The organism is Bradyrhizobium sp. Tv2a-2, from assembly GCF_000472425.1.
Taxonomy (GTDB): Bacteria; Pseudomonadota; Alphaproteobacteria; order Rhizobiales; family Xanthobacteraceae; genus Bradyrhizobium.
In genome coordinates, this window is the sequence record NZ_AXAI01000001.1 from 253,619 (window position 1) to 274,851 (window position 21,233).

Annotated in this window: 22 protein-coding genes; 10 read left to right on the forward strand and 12 right to left on the reverse strand. The window is 63.2% G+C overall.

The window, feature by feature from the left end; genetic code table 11:
* The first annotated feature begins 279 nt into the window (after positions 1-279).
* Together A3AI_RS0101195 and A3AI_RS0101200 are read left to right on the forward strand one after the other, a co-directional pair.
* Entirely contained in the window at positions 280-924 is a 645-nt protein-coding gene (locus A3AI_RS0101195) for an OmpA family protein (protein WP_024513812.1), read from the forward strand.
* A gap of 119 nt (positions 925-1,043) precedes the next feature.
* Positions 1,044-1,427, forward strand: a complete 384-nt coding sequence (locus tag A3AI_RS0101200) for a hypothetical protein (protein ID WP_156927589.1) — start codon at positions 1,044-1,046, stop codon at positions 1,425-1,427.
* Positions 1,428-1,530: 103 nt separating this feature from the next.
* Here the strand turns inward: A3AI_RS0101200 and A3AI_RS0101205 are convergent, their stop codons facing one another.
* The gene (locus tag A3AI_RS0101205) at positions 1,531-2,844 is read right to left on the reverse strand and encodes a phospholipid carrier-dependent glycosyltransferase (RefSeq protein WP_024513814.1); all 1,314 of its coding nucleotides are present in this window, start codon (positions 2,842-2,844) and stop codon (positions 1,531-1,533) included.
* A 179-nt stretch (positions 2,845-3,023) separates the two neighbouring features.
* Between A3AI_RS0101205 and A3AI_RS0101210 the strand changes: the two genes are divergently transcribed.
* From A3AI_RS0101210 to A3AI_RS0101220, 3 genes are all read left to right on the forward strand, one after another.
* Positions 3,024-3,737 carry a FecR family protein gene (locus A3AI_RS0101210; RefSeq protein WP_024513815.1) on the forward strand — a complete coding sequence of 238 codons (714 nt, stop codon included), beginning with the start codon at positions 3,024-3,026 and terminating at the stop codon, positions 3,735-3,737.
* Between the two features lie 2 nt (positions 3,738-3,739).
* Positions 3,740-4,855, forward strand: coding sequence for a hypothetical protein (locus tag A3AI_RS0101215; RefSeq protein WP_024513816.1), 1,116 nt, complete (start codon positions 3,740-3,742; stop codon positions 4,853-4,855).
* Positions 4,856-4,986: 131 nt separating this feature from the next.
* The gene (locus A3AI_RS0101220) at positions 4,987-6,525 is read left to right on the forward strand and encodes an MATE family efflux transporter (protein WP_024513817.1); all 1,539 of its coding nucleotides are present in this window, start codon (positions 4,987-4,989) and stop codon (positions 6,523-6,525) included.
* Here the strand turns inward: A3AI_RS0101220 and A3AI_RS0101225 are convergent.
* The 3 genes from A3AI_RS0101225 to A3AI_RS0101235 form a co-directional block, all read right to left on the reverse strand.
* Positions 6,522-7,001, reverse strand: a complete 480-nt coding sequence (locus A3AI_RS0101225) for a VOC family protein (protein WP_024513818.1) — start codon at positions 6,999-7,001, stop codon at positions 6,522-6,524. The genes A3AI_RS0101220 and A3AI_RS0101225 overlap by 4 nt on opposite strands.
* 8 nt (positions 7,002-7,009) lie before the next feature.
* Entirely contained in the window at positions 7,010-7,456 is a 447-nt protein-coding gene (locus tag A3AI_RS0101230; protein WP_024513819.1) for a VOC family protein, read from the reverse strand.
* Between the two features lie 173 nt (positions 7,457-7,629).
* The gene (locus tag A3AI_RS0101235) at positions 7,630-8,676 is read right to left on the reverse strand and encodes an alpha/beta hydrolase (protein ID WP_245286800.1); all 1,047 of its coding nucleotides are present in this window, start codon (positions 8,674-8,676) and stop codon (positions 7,630-7,632) included.
* A gap of 206 nt (positions 8,677-8,882) precedes the next feature.
* Here A3AI_RS0101235 and A3AI_RS0101245 point away from each other — a divergent pair, with 206 nt between their 5' ends.
* Positions 8,883-10,409: an amidohydrolase family protein gene (locus A3AI_RS0101245; protein WP_024513821.1), complete on the forward strand. Its 1,527-nt coding sequence runs from the start codon at positions 8,883-8,885 to the stop codon at positions 10,407-10,409.
* A gap of 104 nt (positions 10,410-10,513) precedes the next feature.
* Here A3AI_RS0101245 and A3AI_RS0101250 read toward each other — a convergent pair whose 3' ends face one another.
* Complete coding sequence (locus tag A3AI_RS0101250; RefSeq protein WP_024513822.1) at positions 10,514-11,251, reverse strand: enoyl-CoA hydratase/isomerase family protein; 738 nt, start codon at positions 11,249-11,251, stop codon at positions 10,514-10,516.
* A gap of 144 nt (positions 11,252-11,395) precedes the next feature.
* Positions 11,396-11,911 (reverse strand): cupin domain-containing protein, encoded by a 516-nt coding sequence (locus tag A3AI_RS0101255; RefSeq protein ID WP_024513823.1) that lies wholly within the window; start codon positions 11,909-11,911, stop codon positions 11,396-11,398.
* 150 nt (positions 11,912-12,061) lie between these two features.
* On the opposite strand from A3AI_RS0101255, the gene A3AI_RS0101260 reads away from it, so the two are divergent.
* Positions 12,062-12,274 (forward strand): CsbD family protein, encoded by a 213-nt coding sequence (locus A3AI_RS0101260; protein WP_024513824.1) that lies wholly within the window; start codon positions 12,062-12,064, stop codon positions 12,272-12,274.
* A gap of 59 nt (positions 12,275-12,333) precedes the next feature.
* Here A3AI_RS0101260 and A3AI_RS0101265 read toward each other — a convergent pair whose 3' ends face one another.
* Positions 12,334-12,777, reverse strand: a complete 444-nt coding sequence (locus A3AI_RS0101265) for an FKBP-type peptidyl-prolyl cis-trans isomerase (protein ID WP_502685720.1) — start codon at positions 12,775-12,777, stop codon at positions 12,334-12,336.
* An 87-nt stretch (positions 12,778-12,864) separates the two neighbouring features.
* A complete protein-coding gene (ggt, locus tag A3AI_RS0101270) occupies positions 12,865-14,451 on the reverse strand; it encodes a gamma-glutamyltransferase (RefSeq protein ID WP_024513826.1) in 1,587 nt (528 codons plus the stop codon).
* A gap of 180 nt (positions 14,452-14,631) precedes the next feature.
* Between ggt and trhO the strand changes: the two genes are divergently transcribed.
* Positions 14,632-15,399, forward strand: a complete 768-nt coding sequence (gene trhO / locus A3AI_RS0101275; RefSeq protein WP_024513827.1) for an oxygen-dependent tRNA uridine(34) hydroxylase TrhO — start codon at positions 14,632-14,634, stop codon at positions 15,397-15,399.
* Positions 15,392-15,604 carry a SlyX family protein gene (locus tag A3AI_RS0101280; RefSeq protein WP_024513828.1) on the forward strand — a complete coding sequence of 71 codons (213 nt, stop codon included), beginning with the start codon at positions 15,392-15,394 and terminating at the stop codon, positions 15,602-15,604. The genes trhO and A3AI_RS0101280 overlap by 8 nt, the downstream gene beginning before the upstream one ends.
* A gap of 19 nt (positions 15,605-15,623) precedes the next feature.
* On the opposite strand, the gene A3AI_RS0101285 is transcribed toward A3AI_RS0101280, so the two are convergent.
* Positions 15,624-16,655: an ABC transporter substrate-binding protein gene (locus A3AI_RS0101285; RefSeq protein ID WP_245286801.1), complete on the reverse strand. Its 1,032-nt coding sequence runs from the start codon at positions 16,653-16,655 to the stop codon at positions 15,624-15,626.
* A gap of 275 nt (positions 16,656-16,930) precedes the next feature.
* Positions 16,931-17,185 carry a hypothetical protein gene (locus A3AI_RS0101290; RefSeq protein ID WP_024513830.1) on the reverse strand — a complete coding sequence of 85 codons (255 nt, stop codon included), beginning with the start codon at positions 17,183-17,185 and terminating at the stop codon, positions 16,931-16,933.
* Between the two features lie 305 nt (positions 17,186-17,490).
* On the opposite strand from A3AI_RS0101290, the gene hemE reads away from it, so the two are divergent.
* Positions 17,491-18,537: a uroporphyrinogen decarboxylase gene (gene hemE / locus A3AI_RS0101295; protein ID WP_024513831.1), complete on the forward strand. Its 1,047-nt coding sequence runs from the start codon at positions 17,491-17,493 to the stop codon at positions 18,535-18,537.
* Between the two features lies 1 nt (position 18,538).
* On the opposite strand, the gene hemC is transcribed toward hemE, so the two are convergent.
* Positions 18,539-19,516, reverse strand: coding sequence for a hydroxymethylbilane synthase (gene hemC / locus A3AI_RS0101300; RefSeq protein WP_036047255.1), 978 nt, complete (start codon positions 19,514-19,516; stop codon positions 18,539-18,541).
* A 16-nt stretch (positions 19,517-19,532) separates the two neighbouring features.
* On the reverse strand, positions 19,533-21,146 hold the full coding sequence (locus A3AI_RS0101305; protein WP_024513833.1) for a GMC family oxidoreductase: 1,614 nt from the start codon (positions 21,144-21,146) through the stop codon (positions 19,533-19,535).
* Positions 21,147-21,233 lie beyond the last annotated feature (87 nt).

Consider the following 21,233-nt stretch of genomic DNA (forward strand, 5'->3'; position numbering starts at 1 on the left):
CCTAAATCGCCGGCGGCACAATCGGCCGCTTCCGGTTTGCACCGTGCTCCCGCCCGCGGTGCTGGAACCGTGACGCGCATCACGCAAGCGGCCGGCAGGATCGAACAAAGACGCCGCGAGGAAGCGATCCCTTGATGGGAAACGTCGCAGCCGGGACATACGGCCGCTTTTCCGGCGCCTTACCTCGTGTGATATGCATCACATTCAGCGCTTTGAACCTCCCCTAAGATGGCCGCATCCAAACGTAAAAGGCGACTTTATTTTTTAAGGAATACGGCCATGACCAGTTTTTTAGGGTTTTCCGCGATCAGGGTGATCACAGTCTGCGCCGCGTTTACGATGACCGCGGGGCTGGCCTTGGCTGGTGACGGCACCGTGCCGGCTGACCAGATCGTCCACGCGCTGCAGCCCAAGCCGCTGACGCGCGGACTGTCGCTTGCCGAGCCGCAGATCGACCGGGCCGCAAAAGCCAAGGAGGACACGTTCCTCTCCAGCGTGCGCAACCGCAGGACCCGCTCGCTGTCGCTTGACGAGCGCGAGGAGATCGCCTCGATCGCCTCCACCAAGCCGAACATCGATCTTGAAATCCAGTTCGACTACAACTCCGCCGACATCAGCAAGACCTCGATGCAGGCGGTGCACGAACTCGGTAAGGCGCTGTCCAACCCGAGCCTGCGGGGTTCGACCTTTGTGGTGGCCGGCAACACCGACGGCATCGGCAGCGACGGCTTCAACCAGGATCTGTCCGAACGCCGGGCCGACACCATCAAGAACTATCTGGTGCAGAAGTTTGGCATCGCCGGCTCCGACCTCGTCACCGTCGGCTATGGCAAGACCAAGCTGAAGGACGCGCAGAACCCGGCCGACGCGATCAACCGCCGCGTCCAGGTGGTCAATATGGAAGCCAAAACCGCGCAGAAGTGACGGTTGCGACCGATTCCGCCTGCCGTGCATCCGGCAGGCGGATCTCATTTTTTTTTCGCGATTCAACAATCCGATTTTTCACCGCCCGCGCGCGGCATCAACATCAAGGGGAGATCGAGATGAGAGTCCGTCACCTCGCGATCAGTGCTGCGGCGCTGATGGCCATGGCCGCCTCCGAATTGTCAGCGCGCGCCGACGACACGGCGCCCACAACACCCGCCGCCCCGGCTACGACCACCGGCGCGCCGGCGGCAACGACCGAGACGCCGCCCGTCAATGTGCCGCGCCCGTCGATCCTGCCCAAAACCACCGACAAGACTGCGGACCAGGGCACCGAGCCGGTGACGCCGCAAGCAAGCGACGATTCGGCGCGGCGCCCGCGCCATCACTACGCCCACCGCCGTCACTGGCGCTACGCCTACTGGGAGCCGTTCCCGATCTACTGGCCGCATATCTACCACAGCCGCGTCTACTGGAACCGCATCCCCTGGTTCAGCTTCTGATGGCAACGCCTCGTTGGGTGGGTAGAGAGAACCCACCCAACGCGCCCGACGGCTACCGCTGGTACTCGCCAGAGCCAACGGGAAGCTGAACGCGCATTGCGGATCAAATCCAGCTCTGGAACAGCATCAGGCGGTTGAAGGTCTGCATGGAGGTGCCGATGAATGCCGCCGAAATTGGCAGCATCGCCGCAAAGCCGGCGCCGGCGACGATGACATAGGCCCCGAGCAGCCAGCGCGGCATGCCATCGCGGGTGAGTGCATAGACCAGTGCGAGCGCAGCCGTGGTCGCGGCCGGCAGATAATAATAGAGAAAGCCGAGCGTGCGCGGCAGCAGTGCCCAGGCGAGATAGGGCCCGAAATAGAACGCGAGCACCAGGAACGCATCCGCCCGCCGCGCCACGATCCAGTCGCGCAAAGCTACGGCAAGCGCGGGCAGCGCCGGCCACAGCACCAGCGGATTGCCAAGCAGCACGATCGCCGCAATCGAGTCGTCATCGACCTTGTCGAACAGGTACCAGACGGGCCGGATCAAAAACGGCCAGGACGGCCACGAACTCATATAGGTGTGGCCGGCGATCGCGGTCGTGGTGTTGTCGGCGAAGATGCGTCGCTGCGCCTCGATCAGGTCGAAAAGCGAGAAGCCGTACAGCACGATGAAGCTCGCAAGATAGGCCATGGCCGGCAGCACCGCGAAGCAGGTTACGAAATGATGCAGCCTGAAACCGGACCACAGCTCCGGCCGGTACCAGTCGGCATCACTGCCATCGGCGAATTGCGTGCGCCAATTCTGCATCAGCCGGATCACCGCGACGATCAGGATGGCGGTTGCGAGCGGAAACAATCCGCTCCATTTGCAGGACGCTGAAAAGCCGAAGCAGATACCCGCGACGCCAAACAGGGCCTGCGGGTGCGACTTGCGATAACCATGCAGGAAGGCCGCGATACCGAGCAGCGCAAACGCCAGCGCGAAAATATCCAGCATCGCGATGCGCGCCTGCACGAACAGCATCTGGTTGAAGAAGGCGATGAGACTGGCTGCGATCGCACCCGATTGCCGGGCAAACAGCGCGAGCCCACAGAGATAGACGGCCACCACCGACAACGCGCCGAACACGGTCGCGGGATAGCGCCAGCCGAACGCGTTGTCGCCGAGAAACGATATCGACAGCGCGATGATCTGCTTGGCCAGCGGCGGATGCATCGGATTGAGCATCGGATCTTCGCTGGCTGGCTCCAGCATCTGCCGCGCTGCCGGCACGTAGTGCACTTCATCGAAGACGAATTTTTCCGGCGTGGTCAAGCCGACGAGAAACGCGACATGCGCACAGAAAAAAACAACGATGGAAACAAGGCAGCATCGCGTGACGGAAAGTCTCGCCGACTTGTCGTGCAACGTTTTTGCGGCACCGATCAGCATCGTTGTGGTGTAGCAGGCAAAGCGAGTGTGAGAGAGTGCAATCTTTCTGTCGATGACGTTGAACCCATCGCGCGCGTCTTATCACTAAGGGACGGCGGATGCATGTGCGCTTGTGATAAAATTACAACAACGCAGGGGTGCATAATCCGGTAGATAGGCACATCAATCGGTATTTTGAAATGCATTTGCGCTCCCGTGCTTTCATTGCCGTATTCTCTTGTGTCGCCGCAGGTCTCACGGCGCAATTGGCGTTCGCCAGCGAGACGCGGGTCGGCGAAGCCGTCGTCGTCCGCAACGACGTGGTGCGCGTCGCGGCAGCATCGACCAGCCCGGTCAATGTCGGCGACAGCATGCTGCGCGACGAGGTCGTGCGCACCGGAGTGGACAGCGCGGCGCGCTTTGTGATGGCCGACAGCACCAACCTGTCGATCGGCCCCAGCGCGACCATCACGCTCGATCGCACCGTCTTCAACGACGAGCACAGCTATCGCGACATCGCGATCCGGCTCACCACCGGCGCGTTCCGCTTTATCACCGGCCATTCGGAAAAGGCCGCATACAAAATCAGGACCCCGCTGGCGACCATCGGCGTGCGCGGCACCATTCTCGATATCCTGTCGCAGCGCGGGCGCACCACCGTGGTGCTGCAGGAGGGCGCGGCAAGCGTCTGCACGCTGAGCTTTCAGTGCATCCAGCTGACGCAGGCAGGCGATACTGCCGTCATCACCGTGACCGGCGGCAAGACCACGATCCATAAGTCCCATGGCTCGGGCTGGAATTTTGCGGCCACCTGCGCGCTGGCCGCCGGGCTCTGTGCCGTCAGCACCTATGCCGATGCGTCCCCCACCCTTATCCCGCCGGTCGATGACGGCGGCATCCTGTGCGGGCGCTGACCATGGCGAGAGTCCACCTGCACCGCTCAGCGCTCGGCGCCGCCCTGATCGCGGCGGTCTCGCTGGTGCTGGTCGTCGGGCAGACGCGGCCGGCAGCCGCGCAATGCAGCGAGACCAGTTTCTGCTCGCCGAGTCCGTCGCCTTCACCGTCGCCGAGCTCGACGTCGACGGCATCGACGAGCCCAACGGTGACGCCCTCGCCGACGCCAACACCCACGCCCTCCGGCGCAGACTCCAGCGGCAATTCGATCAATGGACTTGCCAGCCAGCGCTTCAACCAGATGATCACCAACCAGGTGCTCGGCTCGGTGCTGCTGGGTGTCAACGAACAGGTCAACTGCTCCGACTGCGTCTCGGCCTTCGGGTCGGTCGGCTCCTTCATGGCCGGCATCCATGGCCGGAAAGAGCTGACCAACAATCTGTCGCTGCTAGCCGGCATCGCCTACACCCAGTACAGCGAGAACGGCTATCACGTGACCGGCGCGCCGATCGGTGCCTTCGCGCTGCGCTATGACCTCACCGACTGGGGATCGTCGCGGCCGTTCTTCGATATCGGCGCCGTCCTCACCCCATTCGAACGGGCGCGCTACAGCCGCAGCTACATGACAAGCCTTGGCGCGGTGTCACTGCAAAGCACGACCGACGCCTCGAACTATGCCGTCTACGGCAGGGCGGGATGGATCAGTCGGCTGTCGCCGCGCGACGAGGTCGCAGCCTCCTTCGAGCTCTGGCAATTGTGGCAGCATGTCAGCGGCTATTCCGACCCCGCGGCCAGTCTCAATCCTTTTGACGCGACGATTGCGACCGGCACAGATAGCGCCAGCCTGGTCAAGCTCGGAGGACAGTGGACCCATCTGTTCGGCGGCAGCGTGGAGGGCAATATCAACGGCTTCTATGTGCACTCCTTCGCCGCCAATTCGGGCATTATCGCCACCGTCACCGGCGACGGGCTGATCACGCCGACCATGGGCGACCAGGGCTGGTTCGAATATGGCAGCCGACTCGGCTTCCGCCTTGCCACGGGCTGGGTCGCCGACATTTTTGTGAACGGAACGCTCGGCCCGCAGCCGGTCGGCAACACCGTCCATGGCGGCGTGGGGCTGCGGATCAATTACTGAGGCGCTTCATATCCTGCCCAATTCTGCAGCGGCCATGCGATGCTCAGCAGTGCTGCCTTGCGATATGCAAGCTTTAATATATTTCAATCGTCATATAATAATCATCGATTGCCGGCAAAATTGTGAATGACATGACCGATGTGACCGAAGCGCCGCCGCGCGGCATTGACCGCAGAGCGGCACTTGCCGAGATTGACCTTGCCAAGACTGACCTTGCCAAGACTGACCTTGCCAAGACTGACCTTGCCAAGACCGACCTTGCCAAGACCGACGTCGAGAAGGCCGAAGCCCCGCCCTCCCAAGCACCTTCTTCCACGCCCGGCGAGGCAAGGCGTGCCGAACTGCTGCGCGGACCGGTGCTGCCCACCCTGATCAGGCTCGCGCTCCCGACCGTGGTCGTGCTGGTGGCGCAGACCGCGGTCAGCATCGCGGAAGCCTATTATGTCGGGTTTCTCGGAACCGATGCGCTTGCCGGGGTGGCACTGGTGTTTCCGGTGTTCATGCTGATGACCATGATGTCGAATGGCGGGCTCGGCAGCGGCGTGTCGTCGGCGATCGCACGCGCGATCGGCGCGGCGCACAAGGACGATGCCGACGCGCTGCTGTTCCACGCCCTTGTTCTTGCGGTCGTGGTCGGCGCGCTGTTCTCGGTGGCCGTGATCTGGGGCGGCCCGCCGCTCTATCGCGCGCTCGGCGGCCGCGACGAGGCACTGCGGGCGGCGCTGACCTATTCCAACTATCTGTTCGCCGGCTCGATTCCCGTGTGGATCGTCAACTTCCAGGCTGCAGCGCTGCGCGGCGCGGGCAATGTCCGGGTACCGGCGATGGTGATCCTGGCCGGCGCTCTCGTGCTGATCCCGCTATCGCCGGTACTGATCTTCGGCTTCGGCATCGCGCCGCGGCTTGGCATCGCCGGCGCGGGCCTTGCGTTTGGACTCTATTATTGTGGCGCGATGCTGTTTCTGCTGCGCTACATGGCAAGCGGCCGCGGCGGACTGACGCTGAAGCCGGGACGGCTGCAGGGACGACTGTTCACCGACATTCTCAAGGTCGGCGTTCCGACCTCGATCAACGCTGTGCTCACCAACCTCACCGTCATCGTGGTGACCGGAACGGTCGGGCTGTTCGGCACCACGGCGCTCGCGGCCTATGGCATCGCCTCGCGTCTCGACTACGTCCTGATCCCGATCCTGTTCGGACTGTGCACGGCAACGCTGACCATGGTCGGCATCGCGGTGGGCGCCGGCGCGATCGCGCGCGCCAGGCGCATTGCCTGGATCTCGACCGCTGTCGGCGTGGCCCTGACCGGTTCAATCGGCCTCGTCGTCGCGGCCTATCCGCCTCTCTGGCTCACGCTCTTCAGCCACGACGCCGAAGTGCTGCGCGAGGGCGCGACGTATCTGCGCATTGTCGCCCCCAGCTATGCACTGCTCGGCTTCGGCTTCGTGCTCGCCTTTGCAGCCCAGGGCGCGGGCCATGTGCTGTGGCCGTTCGTGGCTTCCTTCACTCGCATCCTGATTGCCGCGGGCCTCGGCTGGCTCGCGGTCTCCAAGTTTGGCGCCGGCATGGCAGGACTTGCGGGCATGGTCGCGGCTTCGCTGGTGGCTTATGCCGCGATCTGTTCGCTGATCATGCTATCCCGCGGCGTGTGGCGTTCGCCCAACACTTAGCTGCCCTCATAGGCGCGCCGGAGTGCAGCGATGTCGAGCTTGCCCATGCCGAGCATGGCCTGCATCGCGCGCCCGGCGCCCTCGCGGTTCTGGCCACCGAGATATTTCGGCAGCGCCGTCGGCACGATCTGCCAGGAGAGGCCATAGCGATCCTTCAGCCAGCCGCAGCGCCCGGCTTCGCCGCCATTAGCGGTGAGCGCATCCCACAGCCGATCGACCTCGGCCTGGTCCTCGCAATCGATCTTGAACGACACCGCAGGCGTATATTCGAAGCGCACGCCGCCATTGAGCGCCATGAAGCCCTGGCCGGCAAGCGTGAACGTCACCACCAGCACCGAACCGGCCTTGCCCGCGGGGCTGTCGACCGTGTTTTTCTGCACGGTGTCAATTTTGGAATTGGGCAACAACGAGACGTAGAATTTGGCGGCATCTTCGGCTTCGCCGTCGAACCACAGGCAGGGAGCAATCTTGGACATGTGACCTCCTACGCGGGCGAGCAGGCGTTCGCCTGGCCTGATGCCATGGCCTTGTTGTGAGCCTCGACGTCCATCCACATCACTTCCCACATGTGACCGTCCGGATCCTCGAAGCTGCGGCCATACATGAAGCCAAAATCCTGCTTCGGTGAGGGATCGGCGCGGCCCCCCGCACGCGCGGCGCGACCGATCGTGTCGTCCACGGCTTCGCGGTTGTCGGCGGACATGCAGATCAACACCTGGTTGGTCGTTTTGGCATCAGAGATCTTTTTCGGCGTGAACTGCCGGAACTTGTCATGTGTCAGCAGCATCACGTGGATGGTGTCTGAAAACACCATGCAGGACGCGGTGTTGTCGCTAAATTGCGGATTCTTGGTCGCGCCGACCGCCTCATAAAAGGCGGTGGCGTGGGCGAGGTCACCGACCGGCAGATTGATGAATATGAGTTTGGGCATCATGGTCTCCTAGGGGTTGCGCCCCAAGGACGGATGACCAAGGAAGGTCCCGACATGCGGGACAACAATTTTTTCTCCAAATATCACCGCTGCCATTCCGGGGCGATGCGCCGCACCGAACCCGGTATCTCGAGGTTCCGGGTTCGCCTCTTCGAGGCGCCCCGGAATGAGTTTTACGTCGCAATCGGCGTCGGCATGGTCAAAAACGCCCGTGTGACGTGCCAGAACAGCTGCCGGTTGATCGCGAGCACGACCGAATGGGCCGTGCCCGGCAGGATGGCGAATTGGCGGTCGCCGTTCGGCAGCTTGTTGAAGAACTCCTCGAGATCAGGCACCGCCGCGATGCCGTCATATTCGCCGCGCACCAGCAGCACCGGCGCCAGCACCTTCTCGGGATGCACCACCGGCAGGTTGGCGGTCATGTCGAGATAGGTGCCGGTCGGGATCTGGTCGCCGAATTGCATCTCGACATCGGCGAGCGCCTCGATCACGGCCGGATCACTGGTGCCCGCCTTGTCGCGGGTGGCAATGGAGCGGATCATGTCGCGGTCGCGCTTGCGCATATTGTGTGAGCGGTAATAGTCGAGCTGCTCGGCGCGCTTCTTCAAGGTCGGCGAATCCTCGCCCTTGTAGGTGAAGGCGGCAAACACCAGGCGGTCGATATGCTCGGGCGCCGCCATGGCATAGGCGCCGGCGCGCAAGGCGCCCGAGGATTCGCCGACAAAGTGGAATTTGGTCCGCCCGGTCTCGCGCGCGACAACATCGACCGCGGCCTTGAGGTCCTCGACGCCGCTTGCGATGTCGGAATTGCCCGAGCTGCGGCCCGACTTGCCGTAATTCTCGTGGTCCATGGTCCAGCAATCGAAGCCATAGCGGGCGAACTCGTTCAGCACCGAATACTCGCCCTTGCCCGGCAGGGTCAGGTCGAAGGCGCGCGAGGTGACGGAAGAGCCGTGCACGAAGAACACCACGGGGCGCGACGGCTCGCCCGGTTTCGGCGCGCCGAGCCGCTTGCGATACATCCACAAGGGAACGTCGCCCTTCTTGGCCCAGTATTCGCTGCTCCAGATATCCGAACTTTCCGCTGCCGCGACAGCGCCTTGCGGCGTAACCGCCGCACCGGCGGCTCCGGCCAGCAGCGCAAGCCCCGCGCCCTTCATCAAATCGCGTCGCGGAAGGTCGAGGTCACTCACGAGATTGCTCATGGGCCGTTTCTTCATGGGCCGTTTCCTCATGATCGATTTTGATGTCTTTTTTGCTTATCGGTCGATCAATAAAGCCTAGCAGGGCAAGTCGGGCTTTTAAAGCCGGTATGCGCTGCACCGCGCAAACACCATTTCGCGATCTTTTTGTGCAACGGGCTGACACTTGCCCCAAGCAGGTTTAGCCTTGTCGGCGCCGGCTAAAAATCAGGGAGCAAACAAACATGAGCAGCAACCTCACGGAAGAAGAACTTGCCGCACTGATGCCCTCCGAGCTCTGTCCCTACAGGACACCGATCCCGACCCAGATCGTTTCCTCTGACGAGTTCTATCCCGATCCGCAGAACGAGCGGCAGCGCGAGGTCGAGGCAAGGCTGCTCGCGATGGCGGACGACCTCGGCGGCAAGCAGGGGTTGAACCGTCGCCGCTTCTTCCAGACCGCGGCCGGCATGGCCGCCTCCTTTGTTGCGATGAACGAGGTCTACGGCCCACTGTTCGACGTGACCAAAGCGGAAGCCGCAACGCCGGCCATGGCGCAGGAGCGAGCGAATGCGCTGAAAGACCAGTTCATCATGGACATGCACACGCACTTCCTGCGTGACGACACCCGCATCATGACCTTTGTCGAAATGCGCAAGGCCGTCGGCAAGGCCGGCTGGAACAAGCAGCTCGCCGACCACGAGCAGACCATCGAGGATCTCAAGTTCAACAACTACAAGAAGGAGATGTTTCTCGATTCCGACACCAAGATCGCACTGATCTCGTCGGCGCCATCCGACATCGAGCAGGACTGGTTCCTGACCAACGAGCAGATGGCGGATGCGCGCAAGAAGGTGAACGACGAAGCCGGCTCGCGGCGACTGTTCTGCCACGCCATCTTCACGCCGGGCCAGCCGGGCTGGCTCGACAAGCTCGATGCGGCGCTGGCCTTGAAGCCGGAATCCTGCAAGGGCTACACGATCGGCGACAACACCCATAAGGACATCAGCCGTTATCCCTGGCGCCTGGACGATGAGAAGGTCGCCTACAAGGGCTATGAGAGGATGGTCAAGGCAGGCATCAAGAATGTCTGCGTGCACAAGGGCCTGTTCCCGCCGGGCGTGGAAAAGCAGTTTCCGAACCTGCGCGGCTTTGCCGATGTTGCCGATGTCGGTCAGGCGGCCAAGGACTGGCCGCAGCTCAACTTCGTCATCTACCACTCGGCCTACCGCCATGTCGGCGGCGACCCCAAGGTCGCGCTCGCCGAATTCCAGCGCACCGGGCGCATCGCCTGGACCAGCGACCTTGCCGACATCCCCGCGCAATATGGCGTCAACAACGTCTATGGCGACGTTGGGCAGTTGTTCGCGACCACGCTGGTTGCCGAGCCCAATGTCTGCGCGGCGCTGATGGGCACGCTGATCAAGGGGCTTGGCGCCGACCACGTCTGCTGGGGCACGGACGCGCTCTGGACCGGCGGGCCACAATGGCAGATCGAGGGATTGCGGCGGTTGGAGATTCCGGAGGACATGCAGAAGAAGTTCGGCTTCGCCCCGCTCGGCCCCGCCGACGGCCCGGTGAAGACCGCGATCTTCGGCGACAACAATGCACGGCTCTACAATATCCAGCCCAAGAAGGCGATGAACGAGCTCAAGGGCGACCGCTTCGCCCTGATGAAGGCGGAATATGAGAAGGCCGGCCCCGAACCTTCCAACATGCGCTACGGCTATGTGGTGCCGAGCGCGCCAATCGATTACTCGGTGTTTGCTTAGGCTTTCACCCTCATCGCCGTTCCGGGGCGCGCAAGCGAACCCGGAACCTCGAGATTCCGGGTTCGATGCGAACGCATCGCCCCGGAATGACAGTACGAAAAATCCTACTGTCCCCGGAACTGCGGCTTGCGCTTGTCCTTGAAGGCCTTGACGCCTTCCTTCAAATCCTCGCTGTCGCGCACTTGATCAAGAAGCCGGCGCACGTCGGCGACCGTCTCGAGCGGACCCTTGGGCATGGCCTCCTTGGCGAGCCTCTTCAGCGCTTGCACGACCAGCGGCGCGTTACCGGCGATCTTCGCTGCCATCTCCTGCGCCAGGACCACATGCTGTCCTTTTGGCGCGAGACGATTCACAAAGCCGATCTGGTAGGCACGCTCGGCCGACAGCTCATCGCCGACCAGGAGGAACTCCATCGCGATCTTGTGCGGCATGCGTGACACCACCGACGAGATGCCGCCGGCCGTCGTGCCGATCTTGCCTTCAGGATAGAGGAAGCGCGTGGTCTCGGAAGCCACACACATATCGGCCATCTGCACCAGGACGAAACCGCCGCCGACGACCCAGCCCGAGGTCGCAGCAATCACCGGCTTGTCCAGTTCGACTCCGAGCCCCGGCACCGCGTGCCACATATTGGCCGGCAGGTCACGCACGTCGGCGCCGACACAGAAATAAGCGTCCTCCGCCGAGGCCAGCACCGCGACGCGATCGTCGCTGTCGCGGAAGCGCAGCCAGGCCCGCCGCAGCTCCTCGCACAGCGCATTGTTGAGCGCGTTGTGCGCCTCGGCGCGAGCCATGGTGATGGTCGCGACATGACCGGCGCTTTCATAGCGAACGAGACTCATGAGCTGCCCCTCCCGGATATTTTATTTTTTGTGCTCACATCGTCGTTCCGGGGCACGCGTACCGTGAACCCGGAACCTCGAGATTGTGGTGCGAGATTCCGGGTTCGATGCTGTCGCATCGCCCCGGAATGACGTCTCGCGGTGTCACTTCTTCTCCGCGGGATCACGATGCACGGGATCGATCCACAGCACCGTCTCGGGCTTCTCCACCGGCTCGATGTCAAGATTGATCGCAACCGCCTCGCCGTCGCTGCGCACCAGCACGCATTCCAGCACCTCGTCGGGGCTGGCGTTGATCTCCTGGTGCGGCACGTAAGGCGGCACGAAGATGAAATCGCCGGGGCCGGCTTCCGCGGTGAATTGCAGCTGCTCGCCCCAGCGCATCCGCGCCTTGCCCTTCACGACATAGATGATGCTTTCGAGATGACCGTGATGATGCGCGCCGGTCTTGGCGTCGGGCCTGATGGTCACCGTGCCCGCCCATAATTTCTGCGCACCGACGCGGGCGAAATTGATCGCGGCCTTGCGGTCCATGCCCGCGGTCGAGGGCACGTTGGGATCGAGCTGGTTGCCGGGAATGACGCGGACGCCGTCATGCTTCCAGCGCTCCACATCATGATGGTGGTCGTGATCGTGCGAATGGGTGTGATCGTGAGTCATTGCGCTGCTTTCGAAAGGTTCCGTGCGCAGGCTACAAAAATCCATGCGCCCAAGCCAGCCGTGACACCAGAACTTTTGCGCGGTCAGACCGTTGGCTTTGCGGACATTGAGGAGACCGGCTGGTTTTTTCAGACATTGAGGAGAAATGTGATGAGCAGCACCCCCGACAAGATCAAAGGCACGGCCAACGAGGCCATCGGCAGGGCTAAGCAAGGCGTTGGCGAGGCCACCGGTTCCGAGAAGCTGCAGGGCGAAGGTGCCATCCAGGAGGGCAAGGGCCAGAAGGCCATGGGTGACGCCAAGGACGCCGCCAAGGAGGCGATGGACCGCGCCGCCGCAGCAGGGAAACGCGCCGCGGATTGATCTGTGTACCCGAAAATGCAGAGGAGCCGGCCGCGAGGCCGGCTTCTTGCTTTCGTGGTTTATTTCACCGACAGCAATTCAACATCAAAGATCAGCGTCGCGTTCGGCGGGATGACGCCGCCGGCGCCGCGCGCGCCATAGCCGAGCGGGGGCGGGATAATCAGCGTCCGCTTGCCGCCCACCTTCATGGTGGCGACACCCTCGTCCCAGCCGGCAATCACGCGGTGCTGGCCGATCGGAAACTCGAACGGCTCGTTGCGGTCGACCGAGGAGTCGAATTTCTTCCCCTTCTGGCCGTTCTCGTAAAGCCAGCCGGTGTAGTGCATCACGCAAGTCTGGCCGGGCTTCGGCGAAGCGCCAGTGCCGACCGTGGTGTCGATGATCTGCAGGCCCGATGCTGTGGTCACGGCTTTTCCTGTGTTCTGGGCGGAAGCGACGGCGGGAATGAACAGCATGGCGATCAGGGCCATGGCCGAAACGACGAAAATCCTCACACTCCGCATCTCAAACCACCTCGCCTTTGTCAAACGCGAGGCTGTTTAGCGCAACGAAAGCGCCATGACTACCCTGGTTACAGCGCGATCTCTTGATCAATAACCGAGCGCGCAGCCATCCTTGCGCGGATCGGAACCGCCGGTCAGGGTGCCCTTCTCCCAGTCGATCCAGATCGCCTGTCCACCGCCGAGCGGCGCGACCAGGCTCGTCGTCTTATGGCCGATTTTCTTGAGGCCCTCGACCACCGCGGCCGGAACGCCGTCCTCGAGCTGGTAGACGCCCTCGTAGTGCAGGCCGCGCGGCATATCGATCGCCTCCTGCACATCGCAGCCATAATCGAGCATGTTGGTCAGAACATGGGTCTGCCCGACCGGCTGATATTGCCCGCCCATCACGCCGAACGGCATCACGGCGCGGCCGTTCTTTGTCACAAGACTCGGGATGATCGTGTGCAGCGGACGCTTGCCGGGCGCGATGCAATTGGGGTGGCCGGGCTGGATGCGGAAGCCGCCAGCGCGATTCTGCAAGAGGATACCGGTCTTGTTGGAGACGATCGCCGAGCCGAAGGCGTGCGCGATGGAATTAATGAAGGAGCAGGCGTTGCGGTCCTTGTCGACCACCGTGATGTAGACGGTGTTGGGATTCATCGGCGGCGCCACGTTGGGCAGCTCGAGCACAGCGTCCATGCGGATGTTCTTGATGTACTCGTCGGCGAAATCCCTGGCTAAAATCTTCGCCACGTCGATCTTCATGTGATCGGGATCGCCGACGTGCTCCTCGCGCATCATGTAGGCGATGCGCGCGGCTTCGGCCTCGAGATGGAAACGCTCGATGCTCAGCGGCGCAAACTTCGTCAGGTCGAAGCGGGAGAGGATGTTGAGCATCAGCAGCATGGTGATGCCCGGGCCGTTGGGCGGGCACTGCCAGACGTCGAGACCCTTGTACATGGTGCCAATCGGCGAGGTCACTTCGGTCGTATGCGCCGCAAAATCCTCGAGCGTGTGCAGGCCGCCGATGGAGCGCAGCGTATCCACCATGTCTGCGGCAATCTCGCCGCTGTAGAACGCGTTACGGCCCTTGGCGGCGATCGCACGCAGCGTCTTACCGAGTTCCGGTTGGCGGATGACATCGCCGGCGACCGCGGCCTTGCCATGCGGCAGCAGATAACGCCCGGTATTGGTGCCCTGCTTCAGCTTCTCGAACTGGTTCTTCCAGTCGAAGGCGATGCGGGGCGCAACCACATAGCCCTCTTCGGCTGCCTGGATCGCCGGCTGCAGCAGGCGATCGAGCCCGAACTTGCCGTGGTCGCGCAGGATGGTCTCCCACGCGTCGATCGCACCGGGAATGCTGACTGCATGCGCCGAAGTCAGCGGCACAGAGCGGATGCCACGCTCCAGGTACCATTCGGCATTCGCCGCCATCGGCGCGCGGCCGGAGCCGTTATAGGCGGTGATCTTGCCCTCGCCGCGCGGCTGGATCAGCGCAAAGCAATCGCCGCCGATGCCGGTGGATTGCGGCTCGATCACCCCGAGCAGCGCACAAGCGGCGACCGCCGCATCCGCCGCAGTCCCGCCGGCTTTCAGCACCTCGACTGCCACAAGCGCCGCCTGGGGGTGCGACGTGGCGACCATGCCGTTCTGGGCATGAACCGTGGAGCGGCCGGCGAGATGGAAATTCCTCATAAGACAAAGGCTCACATTGATAGGGTTTGACGACAATTTCAGGGGCGACCCGCTTTCATGACATATTCATGCGGGCGCCGGCAATGGCTGGTATGCCAGAGAATAGGCGCCATGCCGCTCCTGCACGGGAGCGGTCACGGCCAATTGAGCCACATTGGCCTGCCTGCTAAACCGGCAGGCATGACTTACAAGGTCGCCGCCTTCTATCAATTCACTGATCTTGCCGATTTCCGCGCCCTGCGCGAGCCTCTGCGCGCGCGCTGTGCCGACCTCAGGTTGAAGGGCAGCGTCCTGCTCGCCGCCGAGGGGATCAACGGCACGCTGGCCGGACATGCTGACGACATCGATGCGCTGATCGCGGAGCTCAGGCACGGCGCGCTATTCGGCGGCCGGCTCGGCCGCCTCGAACTGAAATTCTCAACTGCGCAAGCCATGCCGTTCGGCCGGCTCAGGATCCGGCTGAAGAAGGAGATCGTCACGCTTGGCGATGAGGCGGCCGATCCCACGAGACAGGTCGGCATCTATGTCGAGCCCGCCGAATGGAACGCCTTGATCGCGGCCGAGGACACGCTTGTGATCGACACCCGCAATACCTTCGAGGTCGAGATGGGCACGTTCGAAGGCGCGATCGATCCCAAGATCGCAAGCTTCGGCCAGTTCAAGGATTTTGTCGCGGCCAAGCTCGATCCGGTAAAGCATCGCAGGATCGCGATGTTCTGCACCGGCGGCATCCGCTGCGAGAAGGCAACCAGCCACCTGCTCGCCCGCGGCTTCGCCGAGGTCTATCATCTGAAGGGCGGCATCCTGAAATATCTCGAAGAGATCGACGAAGCCGACAGCCGCTGGCGCGGCACGTGCTTTGTATTCGACGAACGCGTGTCGCTCGGCCATGGGCTGAAGGAACACCCGCCCGCACAGGCTGCAGCAAAGCAGGCCATTCATGAGTGAGGCGTCACTGGAAGCGAGGATCGAAACACTTGAGGCACGCCTGATGTTCCAGGACGCGACCATCGAGACGCTGAACGAGACCGTCACCACGCAGTGGCGCGAGATCGACGCACTCAAGCGCAAGATCGCCAATTTGAGCGAGCGGCTGCAGGAGGCTGAAGCCGGCCTGCCGCGGCCCGCCAACGAACCCCCGCCGCATTATTAGGGACCATGGCGGTCCGAGGCTATTCGATGATCTTGTCGGCGCGGCCGAGCAGCGATAGCGGCACGGTGATGCCGAGGGACTTGGCGGCCTTGAGGTTCACGATCAGTTCGACAGTGGTGGACTGCTGCACCGGCAGGTCCGCCGGCTTGGCGCCCGTGAGGATGCGACCGGCATAGATGCCGGCCCAACGATAGGAATCTCTGATGTTGCCGCTGTAGCTCATCAGTCCGCCGGCGTCCGTAAATTCGTTGTGTTCGAAAATGGCCGGCAGGGCGTAGCGTTGGCAAAGCTCGGCAAGCAGCTTGCTTCGCGAGTTGAAAAAGGCATCGGCGCCGATCACGAGCACCCGTTCCTTTGATTGGGCAAATTCTGCAAATGCGGTCTCTATCTCCGGATCGGCATGCACGTGCCGCGCGTGAAGCTCGAGTTGCATGCGTGTCGCGGCTTCTTGCGCCTCCTTCAGCAAGCTATCGGCCCGGATCGGGTCGCCTGTGTTGAGGAGCAGAGCGATCGATGATGCGGCGGGCATGAGCTCGTGCGCCAGCTCCAGGCGCTTCGGACCCAGCGCAGCATCGAGCTGTGTCACGCCGGTGACGTTGCCACCGGGCCGGTTCAAGTTCGAAACCAGACCGATCTGCACTGGGTCGGACGCGGTTGTAAAAATGATCGGTACGGTGTCGGTCGCCTTCTTTGCGGCAAGGTTGGCCGGCGTGTTCGCGACGATCACCGCAACCCGCCGCTTCACGAGATCGGCGGCCAATTCCGGGAGACGATCGTAACGACCATCAGCCCAGCGGTACTCGATTGAGACGTTCTTGCCCTCCTGGTAGCCGCTTTCCTTGAGACCCTCGTGGAACGCCGCGAGATTGGATGCATAACCTTCCTGCGTTGCGATATTGAGGAAGCCGATCACAGGCACGATCTGCTGGGCGCGCCCCACAAACGGCCACGACGCCACTACGCCAGCGACAACAAAGGCCACAAATTCGCGTCGCCTCATTCGTGCCCCCCGATCGAGTTTTTCAATGCTAACATACAGGCGGGCGGCCAACCGGGGTCTGCGACATGATGCCCGGATCGGGTTGTTGCGCATGCGAGATCCGCGATCGCGACGGAGTGCATGCCTCGCCAACTCAAACCTGATGACTCAAGAACTCACCCCCCACGCGGCCGGAAGCAGCGTCAACGCTCGCCTTATCGATACCTGAAGCGAAAGCCGCAATTTGTTTCAATCTGCCGGGAATTCCGGAAATCTGCGGAGCCACAATGAGAAGCGTGGCGAACGGATGGTTAGGCCCGTTGCCACAGCAGGGCCGACGCGGGCCCTTATTGAAAGATCGCGCGGACGCGATCCAGCAACGAGGGCGCGGCGCCCTCGGCTTCCTGCTTCTCCTTTTTGCGATCGGGATGACCATCATGCCGGGTCGGCGCCGGCTGCGTGGCGCTCACGGGATCTGATGCCGGAAACGTGTCGACTAGCCCGGTCTCAAGTTTCGCATGAAGCTCCTGGTCAAGACGGCGTTCTTCGCGTGCATCAGCGGCAAGACTGTCGTGCGGCGCGGGATCGAATGTCTTAGCCACGTCCTTCCGAACCACGTTCTTCTGAGTCATGGCAGTCCTCCATCATGACTGTCCAACGCACCGGCCTTGTCGCTGTTCCCGCCCTCGCGCGGCACTGTTCCGCCACGGTAATTTTGTCATCATTTGCAATACCCGGCAGACCAAGGACTGGGCTGGGAGGACTTCTTCGCGCGGTCCAAACGATCAAGCCGCCTAGTGGCTGCCGCCACGGCTTGGGACGCGGCTCGGGACGCGGCTTGGCCAAGCGGGCGTCCGCAGTGTATCAGGGGGATCGCCCCATCCGATTATGCTTGCGGAGCCTGCGCTTGACCCCGAACCTCGACACCAAGCCCTTTCTCGATGTGCTCGCCGGCACCCGCCGCACGGTTCCGCCGCTCTGGATGATGCGGCAAGCCGGTCGCTATCTGCCCGAATATCGCGAGGTACGCGCCAAGGCCGGCGGCTTTCTCAATATGTGCTTCACGCCGGAACTAGCCGCCGAAGTGACGCTGCAGCCGATCCGCCGCTTCGAGTTTGACGCCGCGATCATCTTTTCCGACATTCTGGTCATCCCCTACGCGCTCGGCCGCAATGTCGCTTTCGAGGCCGGCGAAGGCCCGCGGCTCGACCCGCTGGATACGCCCGAAGGGATCGCGGAGTTGAAGCAGGACGCGGATTTCAGACAGCTGGAACCGGTGTTCGAGGCGCTGCGTCGCGTGCGTGCCGCACTCGCGCCCGAGATCGCGCTGATCGGCTTCTGCGGCGCGCCCTGGACGGTTGCGACCTATATGGTCGCTGGCCACGGCACGCCGGACCAGGCACCGGCCCGGCTTCTCGCCTATCGCCATCCGCAGACCTTTGCAAAAATCATCGACACGCTGGTCGAGAACTCCGTTCGCTATCTGATCGGCCAGCTCGATGCCGGCGCCGATGCTTTGCAGATATTCGATACCTGGGCCGGGGTGCTCCCGGTGCGCGAATTCCAGCGCTGGTCGATCGAGCCAACCCGCCGCATTGTCGAGGGCGTGCGCAAGCAAAGGCCCGGTGCAAAGATCATTGGCTTCCCTCGTGGCGCCGGCGCACTGCTGCCGGCGTATGTCGCTGCAACCGGCGTGGACGCGGTCAGCATCGACTGGGCGGCCGAACCTGAATTGATCCGACGCGACGTGCAGAGCAAGGTCGCAGTCCAGGGCAATCTCGATCCGCTGGCGCTGATCGCAGGCGGATCAGCGCTCGATGCCGCAATCGACGAGGTGCTGGCCAACTACGCAAGCGGCCGGCTGATCTTCAATCTCGGCCACGGCATCCAGCCGGAAACCCCGATCGCGCATGTCGAGCAGATGGTGAAGCGGGTAAGAGCGTTCGGGGGATAACTCACACCGGACGGCTGCGCTCGATGATGTCGGCAGCGCCCTTTGCGAGCAGTTCGAAGGCTACCGCGCGGCCGAGTTCGCGCGGGCGATCGGCGGGGCCGGAGCGGGCGGCCTCGAGGATGGTGCCGCCGCTCAAATCCAGTACCGACGCACGCAGCGACATCTCCGCGCCATGGATCTCGGCAAATCCCGCGATTGGCGAATTGCAGTGGCCATTGAGCACCCACAGCACCTCGCGTTCGGCATCGGCACAGGCATGCGCGTTCACGTCATCGATATGGGCAAGCAGCCGCCGCGTGTTCCAATCGGCGCTCGCGCACTCCACAGCGACAATGCCCTGCCCCACCGCCGGCAGCATCTGCGCGATCGGAAACTCGTAAGCGATGCGATCGGCGAGACCGACACGTTCGAGGCCCGAGCGCGCCATGATGAGCGCATCAGCGGGCCCCACCGCGCCGCCATCGGGCAGCCGCTGCTTGTCGCCGTGATCGAGCTTGCGCACGCGGGTGTCGGCCGCGCCGCGGAAATGGATGACTTCGACATCGGGAAACAGCCGCCGCGCATAGGCCGCGCGCCGCACCGCATTGGTGCCGATCTTGAAACCCTTGCCACGGCTATCGCGAAGCGCTTCGACCGCGAGGCCAGGCCGCAGCACCAGCACGTCGCCGGGCGGATCGCGCGACAGCGTCGCGCCGATCACGAGCGCTGGCGTATCCTCATTGCCCGGCATGTCCTTGAGCGAATGCATCGCCGCCTGCAATTCGCCGCTGATAACCGCGGCGCGGATCTGCGCCACGAAGGCGCCGCCCTTGCCGCCATGGGGCAACAGCTTGCCGGTCTGGTCGATATCGCCGGTGGTGTCGAACTTGACGATTTCGACGTCGAGGCCGGGCACGGAGGCGCGGAGCCTTCGCGCGATCTCCTCCGTCTGCGCCAGCGCCATCGCGCTCTTGCGTGTGCCGATCCGGAATGGTGCCACTAAGAAAGCCTCTCGATCATCGTGCGTCCTGCAGGATCATATCAGAGGCCTTCTCCGCAATCATGATGGTGGGCGCGTTGGTATTGCCGGATACGAGGTCGGGCATGATCGAGGCATCGACCACGCGCAAGGCCTCGATCCCGCGCAGTTTCAGGCGCTGGTCGACCACCGCGAGCGGATCGTTGCCCATTCGGCAGGTCGAGGTCGGGTGATAGACGGTCGAGCCGTTCTGGCGGCAGAATTCGAGCAGGTCGTCGTCGCTGGTGACGCTGGATCCGGGGTGGATCTCGCCGGCACTGTAAGGCTTCAGCGCGGGTGCGGCCAGGATCTTGCGCAAGGTCTTGAGGCCGTCGACGAAAGCCCGCCGGTCGGTCTCGGTCGCCAGGTAATTGATATGAATCTTCGGCGGCGCGGACGGATCGGCGCTCCTGATACGCAGCCAGCCGCGGCTTTCCGGGCGCAACTGGCAGACATGGGCGGTGAAGCCGGAAAAATCATGCAGCTTCTCGCCCATCTTGTCGGTCGAGAACGGGATGAAGTGGATCTGGATATCCGGGCTCGCAAGCCGAGGGCTCGTCTTGAAGAAGGCGCCCGACGTGCCGGCGGCAATGGTCAGCGCGCCCTTGCGCGAGGCCGCATATTGCACGCCGGCCCAGACGCGGCGCAGCGGGCTGTTGACGACATCGTTGAGCGTGACCTTCTGTGCGCAGCGGACCACGATGCGCACCTGCATGTGGTCCTGCAGGTCATTGCCGACACCGGGCGCATCGAGCACGACGTCGATGCCGTGCTGCTTCAGGAGATCAGCCGGTCCGACGCCCGAGAGCTGCAACAGCTGCGGCGAATTGTAGGCGCCGCTGGCCAGCAGCACCTCCTTGCGCGCAAGCGCTTTGCGCAAAACGCCTTCCTGCCGATATTCGACGCCGACCGCGCGGCGTCCTTCGAACAGCACCCGCTGGCCCAGCGCCGAGGTCTCAACCTTGAGATTGCCGCGGGCAAGCGCGGGGCGCAGGTAAGCGACTGCGGTCGAGGCGCGCCGGCCGCCGCGTGTCGTGGTCTGGAAAAAGCCGGCGCCTTCCTGGGTCGCGCCGTTGAAATCAGGATTATAGGGCAGGCCAGCCTCGACGGCGGCCTTGACGAAAGCCTCCGACAGCGGGTCGTCGTGCCGCCAGTCGGACACCGGCAGCGGGCCTCCGGCGCCGTGATATTCATCGCCGCCGCGGCACTGGTCTTCCGCCTTCTTGAAGTAAGGCAGCACGTCGTCAAAGCCCCAGCCGGTATTGCCGAGCTGGCGCCAGCGATCATAGTCCTCGTGCTGGCCGCGCACATAAAGCAGGCCGTTGATCGAGCTGGAACCGCCCAGGACCTTGCCGCGCGGCTGAAACACCTGCCGACCGTTGAGACCCGGTTCGGGCTCAGTCTGGTACATCCAGTTGACGGTCTTTTCCTTGAACAGCTTGCCGTAGCCGAGCGGCACGTGGATCCAGATATTCTTGTCCTTCGGCCCCGCCTCCAGGAGCAGCACCTTGTGCTTGCCGTCGGCCGACAGCCGGTTGGCGAGCACGCAACCGGCAGAGCCGGCGCCGACGATAATGTAGTCGAATTCAGGCGTTTCGTTATTGTTGTTCATTGTCTCTCCCGCACACCTCGCTTCACCGCTCCGACTGAGAGAAGTGAAGGCAAAAAGAGGTAGCGGGGGCATCCCGCAGGGTCAATT